This window comes from Massilia glaciei, assembly GCF_003011895.2.
GTDB classification, from domain to species: Bacteria; Pseudomonadota; Gammaproteobacteria; order Burkholderiales; family Burkholderiaceae_D; genus Telluria_A; species Telluria_A glaciei.
The window spans coordinates 1-12,053 of record NZ_PXWF02000075.1; the positions used below are offsets into that span (position 1 = coordinate 1).

The following is a 12,053-nucleotide window of genomic DNA, read 5'->3' on the forward strand; positions in this document are numbered from 1 at the left end:
AAGCGGGGACCCATGCTGAGCGTGCCGTCATCCGGCCCATTTCGGTTCGGCTACGTACAGGGATTGGGGTTCCATGACTTAAGATTCACGTGCCATATCTGTGCTGGCTCAGCATGGGTCCCCGCTTTCGCGGGGATGACGGTTATGCTGATGTAGGCTTTTTGCTTACTTGGTTTCGGAAAACAACTCACGCCCGATCAGCATGCGGCGGATTTCGCTGGTGCCGGCGCCGATCTCGTAGAGCTTGGCGTCGCGCCACAGGCGCCCGACCGGATACTCGTTGATGTAGCCGTTTCCGCCCAGCGTCTGGATCGCCTCGCCCGCCATCCAGGTCGCCTTTTCGGCGCTGTACAAAATGGCGCCGGCGGCGTCCTTGCGCAGGCTGCGGATCGCCTCCGGGGTCTTGGCCTTGTCGAGCGCCTGGCCCACCGCGTACACATACGACTTGCACGCCATCATGGTCGAATACATGTCGGCCAGCTTGCCCTGCATGAGCTGGAATTCGCCGATCGGCTGGCCGAACTGTTTGCGCTCGTGCACGTACGGCACCACCGCGTCCATGCAGGCGGCCATGATGCCGAGCGGCCCGCCCGACAACACCGTGCGCTCGAAGTCGAGGCCCGACATGAGGACGTTGACGCCCTTGCCCAGCCCGCCGAGAACGTTTTCGGCCGGCACTTCGCAATCCTGGAACACCAGTTCGCCCGTGTGCGAGCCGCGCATGCCGAGCTTGTCGAGCTTTTGCGCGATCGAGAAGCCCTTGAAGCCCTTTTCGATCAGGAACGCGGTCATGCCTCGCGGCCCCGCCTCGAGGTCGTTCTTGGCGTACACCACGAGCACGTCGGCGTCGGGGCCGTTGGTGATCCACATCTTGCTGCCGTTGAGCACCCAGCGGTCGCCCTTGAAGTCGGCGCGCAGCTTCATGCTGACGACGTCGGAGCCGGCGTTCGGCTCGGACATGGCGAGCGCGCCGACGTGTTCGCCGGAAATGAGTTTCGGCAGGTATTGGCGTTTCTGCTCCTCGCTGCCGTTGCGCTTGATCTGGTTGACGCACAGGTTCGAGTGGGCGCCGTAGGACAGGCCGACCGAGGCCGAGGCGCGCGAGATCTCCTCCATCGCGATGATGTGCGCCAGGTAGCCCATCTGGGCGCCGCCGTATTCCTCGTCGACCGTGATGCCGAGCACGCCCAGATCGCCCATCTTGCGCCACAGGTCCATCGGGAACTGGTCGCTGCGGTCGATCTCGGCCGCGCGCGGCGCGATTTCGACGGACGCGAATTGTTGGACTGCGTCGCGCAGCGCGGCGATGTCTTCGCCATGGTCAAAGGTCAAGCCTGGAAGATGCAGCATGTCGTCCTCGCGGGGGTGGGTGCAGTTGGGCGGTTGGGCCAAAAGTGAATTCTACGCTTGTGTGACGTTTACGTAAACGTAAAGTAAGTTCCTGCCATCGCGCCGGCGTCAGGGCGCCGTGGCCTCGGCCAGCAGGCGCTTGCACTCCTCCTCGTGGGCGCCGATCTCGGCCAGCGCCATCTCGATGTCCTCGCGCTGCTGCTCGAGCGTCTCGCGCTGGTGCGCGAGCGCGCCGAGGAAACGGTTCATCTGGGCCACGGTGTCCTTGGGCGACTCGTACATGTCGACGATGGTCTTGATCTCGGACAGGGTCAGCCCCATGCGCTTGCCGCGCAGGGTCAGCTTGAGGCGGGTGCGGTCGCGCGCCGTGTAGACCCGGCTGCGCCCGCCCACGCCTTCGCGGCTCGGGCTTAGCAGCCCCTGGTCTTCATAAAAGCGGATCGCGCGCGCCGTGACATCGAATTCGCGGGCCAGTTCGGCGATGGTATAGGTGGGCATGTGCGGCTCGGTTCGTGGTTCGATTGCAAGGGACGGCGCGGAATCGCTTAGAATCATGGGCATGGTTTCCGTTTACGTCAACGTCAACCCCATTGTAGCGCGCCGGCCACCCCCCCGAACAGGAAAGACCACCGTGAACCATCTCGAATCGCAACTCGACTACCCCCTCCGCCAGACCATCCCGGCGCCCGGCGCCACCCACGAGCTCGCGCCCGGCCTGCTGTGGCACCGCATGCCGCTGCCGTTCGCGCTCGACCATATCAACCTGTGGCTGCTGCGCGACGAGATCGACGGCGTCGGCGGCTGGAGCGCGCTCGACTGCGGCGTCGCCAACGACGCCACGCGCGCCGCCTGGGAGCGCGTGTTCACCGGGGGCATGGGCGGCGCGCCGCTGCTGCGGGTGCTCGCCACGCATTGCCACCCGGACCACATCGGCCTGTCGGACTGGCTGTGCGGGCGCTTCGGCGCGCCGCTGTGGATGAGCGCGGGCGAGTACGGCTTCGCGCGCATGATGTCGGCGGCCCTGCCCGGGGTCGACGGCAGCGCCGCCGTGCCGCATTTCCGGCGCCACGGCCTGGCCGACCCGGCGCTACTCGAGCGATTGCAAACCCGGCGCAATTATTACCCCTCGCTGGTGCCGGCCGTGCCCCAGTCCTACCGCCGGATGCAGGACGGCCAGCTGATTTTGGCGGGCGGACGCTTCTGGCGCGTGATCTGCGGCTTCGGCCATTCTCCCGAACACGTCGCGCTCCATTGCGCCGACCTCGGCGTGCTGATCTCGGGCGACATGGTGCTGCCGCGCATCTCGACCAATGTGTCCGTGTTCGCCATCGAGCCGGAGGGCAATCCGCTCCAGCAATACCTCGATTCCCTGGCCAGATTCACCGATTTGCCCGAAGACACGCTGGTTTTGCCCTCGCACGGCAACCCGTTCCGCGGGCTGCACACGCGCATCCGCCAGTTGCGCGAGCACCATGCGGCGCGCTTGGGCGAGGTGCTCGAGGCGTGCCGCGCGCCGCAATCGGCGGCCGACATCGTGCCATTGATGTTCCGCCGCCCGCTTGACGCCCACCAGCTGACCTTCGCCCTGGGCGAGGCGCTTGCCCACCTGCACAAATTGTGGGTCGACGGCCTGCTGCGCCGGAGCGCGGGCGGCGACGGCGTGCTGCGTTTCCAGCTCGCCTGAACTTGATGCAAGCCAAAGCGGCGGCCCGTGCGCGGGGCGGCGCGCCAGCGGGCGGCCTAGACTTGGGTTTTGCGGGACGGCGCGCTGCCTCAAGGCGCCCCGTCCGCCCAAGTGGTGAAATTTACAAATTGGCAATACAAAGCAGGTTTGTTAAAAATCTATCAAAATTTCACATCATTGTTACATCACGTTTACATGATTGTCACAATTGGTCTGCGATTTCCAGAGACTGACATTCATGTCGTTGCATGAAATAGTGCCACCCATGAATTCATCAAACGAACGCGAAAGTTTCAGCCTACGTCTGCAGGAGGCGCTGAAAAACGCCCATTACTCACCAGACAGTCCCACCCGCCTTGCCAGGGAATTTAACATTCGCTTCGACGGAAGGCCGATCACCGTGCACGCAGCCCGTAAATGGCTCGTGGGCGAGGCCATTCCCACCCAAGAGAAGCTGCGCATGATCGCCCAGTGGCTCGGTGTGCCGGCCGAGTGGCTGCGCTTCGGCGGCGCCGAAACGCCGAACCCGAGCGGCGATGCCGGCAACCCTTTATCGCGCTTCGAGTCGGCGGATGTGAAATTAATCGCCGATTTGCAGCGTTTGGACGAGCACCACCGGCAAATAGCGCGCGAATTTATTCGTATGCTCGTGAGAATAAACTACCAAAAGTAGCAAAATTCACAGTTGCCTGTAAGAAGTTGCGTTTTTCCGGCGCTGCCCCCTCACGCCAAAAAATTTCTGCAAAACACGGACGTGGCAATCTTGCGTCCCTTCAAAATAGCTCCCCACCCCGCGCTTCCCTTGCATGTCCGGCCCTCGCGACTATTGCGCCTTGTCAATCAAGTCGCCCATTGAAGTGTGACATGCACACATTCTTTCATGCATGCGGGAATGCGCATTGTGCTGCACAAAATCCGGATAGTGGCCCATAATCATAATGCAAGCCGCTTGGCACCTTGCTTGTCACCTTGCTTGTCACCTTGCTTGTCACCTTGCTTGTCACCTTGTTACGCAACGAAGCAGAGGATCACGCTTTCATATGAAAAGTAACTACAGCAATACCGCGCAACTCAAGGATTTAATGACTGTCCCGCCCATGACGGCAGCACAACACGCCGAAGTCATGCGCAAACGGATACAGCACCGCCGGATGGTCGAGGAAGCGAAGGAATTAAAAAAAGCCGACTGCTCGCACTTCGACAAGCGCTGAGCCAGGCCCGGAATGCCGCGCTCTCGAGGCGGGGCGGCTGTCGGCGCGTTGCGCCAGCCTGATCTCGCTGCCATGTGAAGCACCGCGCCCGGAACATCTGACGCGCTTGCTAAGCGCCCTCGGCTGCGCCCCTGAGCCCGTTCCAGCGCGGCGCGAGCGTGTGCTCGATGCCGAACAGGTCGATGACGCGGGCCACCGTGTGGTCGACCATCTCGTCGATGCTCGCCGGCCGGTGGTAAAAGCTTGGCAGCGGCGGAAACACGATCCCCCCCATCTCGGTCACCGACGTCATGTTGCGCAGGTGCGCCAGGTTGAACGGCGTTTCGCGCACCATCAGCACCAGCCGGCGCCGCTCTTTGAGCACCACGTCGGCGGCGCGCGCGATCAGGTTGTCGGACAGCCCGAGGGCGACGGCGGCCAGGGTTTTCATGGAGCACGGCGCGATCACCATGCCGTCGGACTGGAACGAGCCGCTGGCGATGGCCGCGCCGACGTCGCGGTTCTTGTGCACCACATGGGCCAGCGCCTCGACGTCGCGGCGCTGCATGTCGAGCTCCTGGTGCAGCGTCAGGACGGCGGCGTCCGACACCACGAGGTGGGTCTCGACGCCGGGCGTGGCGCTCAGCCGTTGCAGCAATCGCACGCCATACACCGCGCCGGTGGCGCCCGTGATGGCCACCACCAACCGGCGCGGCCTGGCATCAGGCATGGATCAGGGCTTTGAGCTCGCCCGACTCGAACATCTCGTTCATGATGTCGGAGCCGCCGATGAATTCGCCCTTGACGTAGAGCTGGGGGATGGTCGGCCAGTTCGAAAAATCCTTGATGCCCTGGCGTACTTCAGGGTCGTCGAGCACGTTGACGGTGGCGATGTTCTCGACCCCGCAGGCCTTCAGGATTTGGATCGCGCGGCCCGAAAAGCCGCATTGTGGAAACTGGGCGGTGCCCTTCATGAACAGCACCACGGGGGTGTTGGACACGGTTTCTTTGATCCAGGTTTGTACGTCGCTCATGGCTTGCCTCAGTGGGTGAAATGAATGGATGCCATCATTTTATAAGAAAACGCCGGCGCCGACACGCGCGAACGGCGGGCGCGGGCCGAGGAGCCTGTCGGACTTAGGATCGTCGGCTGCAAAAAGTGCTAAACGGTCCATATTTCGCCGCTTTCTCGGCCAATAGCTCGCTATTGGCACTGCGAAATCGTCAAAATCTGTCCTCGTCCAGCGTTTTTTGCCTCGACCGTTTCGCTTCGACTCCCTAAGTCCGACAGGCTCCTGGGCGCCCGCCCCGCCGACCTCCCACGCCCGCCAAAGCGTCTAGCCGCGCAGCTTGGCGAAGGCGGCCGCCATCGAGCCGCCGCCCGGCGCCGGCGCCTGTTTTTGCTGCTGTTGCTGCTGCGCCATGCGCTTGCCGTCGGTGCGGTCGGCGCGCTGCTCGGGCTTGCTGCCGGGCTGCGGCGCGCTGTCGGTCAGGCGCATGGTCAGCGCGATGCGTTTGCGCTTGGCGTCGACCTCCATGACCTTCACGCGCACCACCTGGCCCGCCTTGACCACGCTGTGCGGGTCTTTGACGAAGGTGTTCGACAGCGCCGAGATGTGCACCAGCCCGTCCTGGTGCACGCCGATGTCGACGAAGGCGCCGAACGCGGCCACGTTGGTGACCACGCCCTCGAGGATCATGTCGGGGCGCAGGTCGCTTATCTCCTCGACGCCCTCCTTGAAGGTGGCGGTGCTGAACTCGGGCCGCGGGTCGCGCCCCGGCTTCTCGAGCTCCCTGATGATGTCGCTGATGGTCGGCACGCCGAATTTGTCGTCGGCGTAGCGCGCCGGGTTCAAGCCCTTGAGCAGGGCGGTGTCGCCGATCACGGCGCGCATCTCCTTCTTGAGGTCGGCCAGGATCTTTTCGACCAGCGGGTACGACTCCGGGTGGACCGACGAGGCGTCGAGCGGGTTGTCGCCGCCCATCACGCGCAGAAAGCCGGCCGCCTGCTCGAACGTCTTGTCGCCCAGCCGGGGCACCGCCCTGAGCGCGGCGCGCGAGGCGAACGCGCCCTTCTGGTCGCGGTAGCTGACGATGCTCTGCGCCACCGCGCTCGACAGGCCCGAGACGCGCGCGAGCAGCGGCGCCGAGGCTGTGTTGACGTCGACCCCGACCGCGTTGACGCAATCCTCGACCACGGCGTCGAGCGAACGCGCCAGCTGGGTCTGGCTCACGTCGTGCTGGTACTGGCCCACGCCGATCGATTTCGGGTCGATCTTGACCAGTTCGGCCAGCGGGTCCTGCAGCCGGCGCGCGATCGAGACCGCGCCGCGCAGCGTCACGTCCATGTCGGGCAGCTCGCGCGAGGCGAATTCGGACGCCGAATAGACCGAGGCGCCGGCCTCGGAGACGACGATCTTGGTCAGCTTGAGTTCGGCGCGCTGCTTGATCAGGTCCTGGGCCAGCTTGTCGGTCTCGCGCGAGCCGGTGCCGTTGCCGATCGAAATGAGCGAGACCTGGTGTTTGGCCGCCAGCTGCCCCAGCGTGTGGAGCGATCCCTCCCAGTCGTTGCGCGGCTGGTGCGGGTAGATCACGGCGGTGTCGACCACCTTGCCGGTGGTGTCGACCACCGCCACCTTGACGCCCGTGCGCAGGCCGGGGTCGAGCCCCATGGTCGCGCGCGGGCCGGCCGGGGCCGCCAGCAGCAGGGCCTTCAGGTTGAGCGCGAAGACGTTGATCGCGTCGAGCTCGGCGCGCTCGCGCAGCGCGCCCATCAGTTCGGTCTCGAGGTGCATGAAGCTTTTCACGCGCCAGGTCCAGCGCGCCGTGTCGGCCAGCCACTTGTCGGCCGGGCGGCCCAGGTTTTTGATGCCGAAGGCGGCGCAGATGCGGCCCTCGCACGGGTTGTGCGGCGCGTCCCACTTCGGTTTCTCGGGCTCGGTGTCGAGCCGCAGCACCACCTCGAGCATGCCTTCGCGGCGCCCGCGCAGCAGCGCCAGCGCGCGGTGCGAGGGCACCGTCGAGATGGGTTCGGAATAATCGAAGTAGTCGGCGAATTTCTCACCGGCGTCCTCCTTGCCCGCCACCACCTTCGATTCGACCACGCCGTGCTCCTGCACGTGGGCGCGCAGCGCGGCCAGCAGCGCGGCGTCCTCGGCGAAGCGCTCCATCAGCACCTGGCGCGCGCCGTCGAGCGCGGCCTTGGCGTCAAGCACGCCCGGATTGTTGCCGTCGGCGCTGGTGAACGGCTCGCGCAGGTACTTGGCGGCCTCGTCCTCGGGGTTGAGGGCCGGGTCGGCCAGCAGCGCGTCGGCCAGCGGCGCGAGCCCAGCCTCGATCGCGATCTGGGCCTTGGTGCGGCGCTTTTGCTTGTAAGGAAGATACAAATCCTCGAGCCGGGTTTTGTCGAGCGCGTGCGTCAACGCGTCCAACAATGCGGGTGTCATCTTGTTTTGCTCGACGATTGAGGCGATGATGGCAGACCTGCGGTCCTCGAGTTCGCGCAGATAGCGCAGGCGCTCTTCAAGCAGGCGCAGCTGTATGTCGTCGAGCCCGCCCGTCGCCTCCTTGCGGTAGCGCGAGATGAAGGGCACGGTGGCGCCCTCGTCGAGCAGGGCGATGGCGGCGGCCACCTGCACCGGTTTGCAGACGAGTTCGAGGGCGAGGCGTTGTTCGATGGAGGGCAACATGGGGCGGCTTTCGGTGGGTCAAGGGCGGAATGATACCCAATCGGGGCGATCGCGCCAGTCTTGACATGCGAAATGGACTGTGTAAAGGATTGTGTAGACGCGATGTATACGCGACGAAAGTGTTGCTAAGTGCCATTTGTACGATGCCGAACAAAACAAAGCGGTGCACATGAAGGATAATATCGGCTGTTGTCGTTTTTGATACAGAATGCAAAGAACAATGCACACACTTGATCACACACGCGCGGAGGCCGGCGACGCTACCGCGCCCGGCCCTTCGGCGCCCGCGTCGGCCCCGCCGGCGGCGCTGCCGGCGCCGATCGCCGGCTGGCTGCAGCGGGTCGAGGCCGCGGCCCACCCGCAGCCCAAGCTGAGCGCCGAGCCGAAGGACCCCAAGGCCGCGCTCCACAAATACGTGTACGTGCTCGCGCCCACCAGCGGCGGCCGGCACGTGGCGCTGTGCCTGTGCAAGGCGCGCCTGCGCCCCAACGGCGACGTCGCCAGCGCCAGCGCCGTCAGCGAGGTGTTCTCGCTGCTCTCGGCCGCGCCCGGCTACCTCGAGCCCGACGACGAGGACCTGGTCCGGTTCTTCATCGCCATGCGCAGCGGCGCCACGCAGACGAGCACCGCGACCGAGCCCAAGGGCAAGATCGGCGCGATCCTGCTGCACATGCTGCTCGAACAGGAAAAATTGCTCTGGGCCAACTCCTGGCCCGACATGGCCAACGGCCTGGTCTATCCGCTGCAGGGCGGCGCGGTGCGCAAGGCCAACCTGGTGTGGCGCGACGAGGGCCGCAGCGCGCGCCTGGGCTGGCACGTCGAGCCGCCGGCCGGCGCCACCCACAGCGCGGCCGACCAGATCGACTACATGCTGCCGACCGACCCGCCGTGGTACATCGACAACCTGTCGTGCGGCGCGCTCGAACTCAACCGCGGCGGGGTCGAGATCTCGCTGGGCGAATTGCAGGCGCTCGTGGCGCAGGCCCCGGTGCTTAGCGGCAACGACAAGAAGCGCGTCTCGCAGCTGCTGCTCGCGCACGGCCTGCAGCAGCTGATGCCGCTGCCGCAGCCGCTGACCCAGCGCCTGCGCGACGACGTCAAGCCGCGCCCCCACCTCACGCTCGACAGCGCAAGCCTGGCCGACGGCGCCGGCGCGCGCTGGCACGACTACGCCGTGCTCGCCTTCGACTACGAGGGCCAGCGCATCTCGTTCGACCCGGCCCAGCGGGTGGTGCGCCAGGTCGGCGACATCACCGAGGTCATCGCGCGCGACACGGCGGCCGAGGCCGCCGCGCTGGCCACCCTGGCCGGGCTCGGCTTCCGCAAGCCCGGCACCGCGCCCCTGAACGGCCTGGCCGGCGCCCTGCAGCTCGACGGCCAGGCGCACTGGCTGCGCTTCGCCGGGGACGCGCTGGCGCGACTGTCAGACGCCGGCTGGCATGTGCAAAAGACCAATAAATACCGCTACGACGTGGTCGCGGTCGAGGACTGGTACGCCGACATCGTCCAGCCGCCCGAGGCCGGCAACGCGTGGTTCGAGCTCGAGCTGGGCATCGTGGTGCAGCAAAGGCGCGTGCCGCTGCTGCCGGTGCTGGTGCAGCTGATCCGCAGCGCGCCGAGCGACTTCGACCCCGACGTGCTGGCCGCCCACGGCGAGGGCGACCAGATGCTCGCCACCCTGCCCGACGGCGTGCGCGTGGCGCTGCCGTGGAGCCGGCTCAAGCCGATCCTCGCCACGCTCGGCGAATTGTATTTTTCGGACAAGATCAAGCAGCGGGTGCGCCTGTCGACGCTCGACGCCGGCCGCCTCGAGGAATTGGCGCGCGGAACCGAACTGCGCTGGTTTGGCGGCGAGCAGCTGCGCGAGACCGGCCGCAAGCTGAGCCTGTTCGGCGCGGTGCAGAAGGTGCCGGCCCCGGCCGGCCTGCGCGCCACCCTGCGCGACTACCAGGCCGACGGCCTGGCCTGGATGCAGTTCCTGCGCGAATACGACCTGGCCGGCATCCTCGCCGACGACATGGGCCTGGGCAAGACGGTGCAGACGCTGGCCCACATACTGGTCGAGAAGGAGGCCGGGCGCCTCACCGCGCCGGCGCTGGTGGTCGCCCCGACCAGCCTGATGACCAACTGGCAGGAGGAGGCGGCCCGCTTCGCCCCGGACCTGCGCGTGCTGCTGCTCCAAGGCAAGGAGCGGCTGGACCAGTTCGACAGCATCGACCAGTGCGACCTGGTGCTGACCACCTACGCGCTGCTGCCGCGCGACGAGGAGAAGCTGCGCGAGCACAGCTACCACCTGATCATCCTCGACGAGTCGCACTACATCAAGAACAACCGCTCGAAGGCGGCCCAGAGCGCCGGCCTGCTCAACGCGCGCCACCGCCTGTGCCTGACCGGCACCCCGCTCGAGAACCACCTCGGCGAGCTGTGGTCGCAGTTCCACTTTTTGCTGCCGGGCCTGCTGGGCGACGAGAAGACCTTCAACCACCAGTTCCGCCATCCGATCGAGCGCCAGGACGACCCGCTGCGGCGCAACCTGCTGAACCGCCGGATCAGGCCGTTCCTGCTGCGCCGCACCAAGGACAACGTGGCCAAGGAGCTGCCGCCCAAGACCGAGGTGGTGCGCAAGGTCGAGCTGTCGGGCGCCCAGCGCGACCTGTACGAGACGGTGCGCCTGGCGATGGACAAGAAGGTGCGCGACGAGATCGACAAAAAGGGCGTGGCGCGCAGCCAGATCGTGATCCTCGAGGCGCTGCTCAAGCTGCGCCAGGTGTGCTGCGACCCGCGCCTGGTCAAGGCGCTGCCGGCGCGCAAGCAGGCGAGCGGCTCGGCCAAGCTGACCGACCTGATGCAGATGGTCGACGACCTGCTCGACGAGGGCCGCAAGATCCTCGTGTTCTCGCAGTTCACCAGCATGCTCGCGCTGATCCAGGAGGAGCTCGACGCGCGCCGCATCCCGTACGCGCTGCTGACCGGCGACACCAAGGACCGCGCCGCCCAGGTGGCCGCGTTCCAGCAGGGCGCGGTGCCGATCTTCCTGATCAGCCTGAAGGCGGGCGGGGTCGGCCTGAACCTGACCGCGGCCGACACCGTGATCCACTACGACCCGTGGTGGAACCCGGCGGCCGAGAACCAGGCCACCGACCGCGCCTGGCGCATCGGCCAGGACAAGCCGGTGTTCGTCTACAAGCTGATCGCCAAGGGCACGCTCGAGGAGAAGATCCAGCTGCTGCAGCAAAAAAAATCGGACCTGGCGCAATCGATCCTGGCCGACGGCGAGGCCCACAAGATGGTCCTCACGCAGGAGGACCTGCAGGCGATCTTCGCCCCGCTCGAGGAATAGGCCGGGGGGCGGGGCGGGGGCGGCTATGCAAGGGGTAACTTTCCGCTCTATACTGCGTTGCCCCTTGCCAACGAAAGCGTCGATGACCCGTCCCGAGAACCCGCATCCCGCGCCCGGCGGCCAAGCGCGTTCCAATGGCGATCCGGCCAACCGGGGCGCGCCCGACCACCTCCACTTCCGCGCGATCGCCGAGCTCGAAGGCGACGTCGCCTTCGTCATCGACTGCGGCTCCGGCCTGCCCGGCTACATCAGCCCCGCCATCGAAACCTTGCTCGGCTACAGCGCCGACGAGTGCGCGCGCCATCCGGACGGATGGCCGGCGGCGCTGGCCGGCCTGTGCGCGGGCCTGCCGCAGCGCCTGCAACGGCTCGCCGATGGCGACCTGACGCGCCTGCGCGTGGTGCGCCGGTTCGCGCTGTCGCACCGGGACGGGCGCGAGGTGACGGTCGAAGCCGTCTCGGTGTTGCTTCAAAACAACGGCGAGGCGCCGCACGCGCTGGTCGGCCGGCTGCGCGACATCGGCCCGCGGATCGCGCGCGAGGCGGCCCGTGGCTGCTTCGCGCGCATGCTCAACCACGAATTCCGCACCCCCCTGTCGACCATCGACGGCGCCATCCAGCGCCTCGAGGCGACCGGCGCCGGCGCCGACGAGCCGACCCGGCGCCGCTACCGCAAGATCGGCGAGGCGGTCGAACGGCTGATCGGCCTGCTAGACGAGCACCTCTCGCCCGAGCGCGCCGCCGCCGCCGGCGCGCGCCACGCGCCCGACACGGCGGCCCCGCGCGCCCTGCTCGAACAGG

The 12,053-nt window shown here is 66.6% G+C and carries 10 protein-coding genes; 5 read left to right on the forward strand and 5 right to left on the reverse strand.

Features of this window, described 5'->3' with window-relative positions; genetic code table 11:
* Positions 1 to 165 precede the first annotated feature (165 nt).
* A complete protein-coding gene (locus C7C56_RS05825) occupies positions 166 to 1,350 on the reverse strand; it encodes an isovaleryl-CoA dehydrogenase (protein WP_106756542.1) in 1,185 nt (394 codons plus the stop codon).
* A 108-nt stretch (positions 1,351 to 1,458) separates the two neighbouring features.
* Positions 1,459 to 1,848, reverse strand: coding sequence for a MerR family transcriptional regulator (locus C7C56_RS05830; RefSeq protein ID WP_106756536.1), 390 nt, complete (start codon positions 1,846 to 1,848; stop codon positions 1,459 to 1,461).
* A gap of 133 nt (positions 1,849 to 1,981) precedes the next feature.
* Between C7C56_RS05830 and C7C56_RS05835 the strand changes: the two genes are divergently transcribed.
* From C7C56_RS05835 to C7C56_RS28620, 3 genes are all read left to right on the forward strand, one after another.
* The gene (locus C7C56_RS05835) at positions 1,982 to 3,034 is read left to right on the forward strand and encodes an MBL fold metallo-hydrolase (RefSeq protein ID WP_106756537.1); all 1,053 of its coding nucleotides are present in this window, start codon (positions 1,982 to 1,984) and stop codon (positions 3,032 to 3,034) included.
* 265 nt (positions 3,035 to 3,299) lie between these two features.
* Entirely contained in the window at positions 3,300 to 3,707 is a 408-nt protein-coding gene (locus C7C56_RS05840; protein WP_106756543.1) for a hypothetical protein, read from the forward strand.
* Positions 3,708 to 4,074: 367 nt separating this feature from the next.
* Positions 4,075 to 4,245, forward strand: coding sequence for a hypothetical protein (locus C7C56_RS28620; protein ID WP_181373039.1), 171 nt, complete (start codon positions 4,075 to 4,077; stop codon positions 4,243 to 4,245).
* Positions 4,246 to 4,354: 109 nt separating this feature from the next.
* Here the strand turns inward: C7C56_RS28620 and C7C56_RS05845 are convergent, their stop codons facing one another.
* From C7C56_RS05845 to C7C56_RS05855, 3 genes are all read right to left on the reverse strand, one after another.
* The gene (locus C7C56_RS05845; protein ID WP_106756538.1) at positions 4,355 to 4,954 is read right to left on the reverse strand and encodes a UbiX family flavin prenyltransferase; all 600 of its coding nucleotides are present in this window, start codon (positions 4,952 to 4,954) and stop codon (positions 4,355 to 4,357) included.
* Positions 4,947 to 5,258: a Grx4 family monothiol glutaredoxin gene (gene grxD, locus C7C56_RS05850; protein WP_106756539.1), complete on the reverse strand. Its 312-nt coding sequence runs from the start codon at positions 5,256 to 5,258 to the stop codon at positions 4,947 to 4,949. Before grxD ends, C7C56_RS05845 begins: the two co-directional genes overlap by 8 nt.
* A 303-nt stretch (positions 5,259 to 5,561) precedes the next feature.
* Positions 5,562 to 7,913, reverse strand: a complete 2,352-nt coding sequence (locus tag C7C56_RS05855) for a Tex family protein (RefSeq protein WP_106756540.1) — start codon at positions 7,911 to 7,913, stop codon at positions 5,562 to 5,564.
* A 220-nt stretch (positions 7,914 to 8,133) separates the two neighbouring features.
* On the opposite strand from C7C56_RS05855, the gene C7C56_RS05860 reads away from it, so the two are divergent.
* Both C7C56_RS05860 and C7C56_RS05865 read left to right on the forward strand, forming a co-directional pair.
* On the forward strand, positions 8,134 to 11,253 hold the full coding sequence (locus tag C7C56_RS05860; protein WP_106756541.1) for a DEAD/DEAH box helicase: 3,120 nt from the start codon (positions 8,134 to 8,136) through the stop codon (positions 11,251 to 11,253).
* Positions 11,254 to 11,335: 82 nt separating this feature from the next.
* Positions 11,336 to 12,053: histidine kinase dimerization/phospho-acceptor domain-containing protein (locus C7C56_RS05865; protein ID WP_181373040.1), on the forward strand; the 718-nt coding region annotated here is incomplete at its 3' end.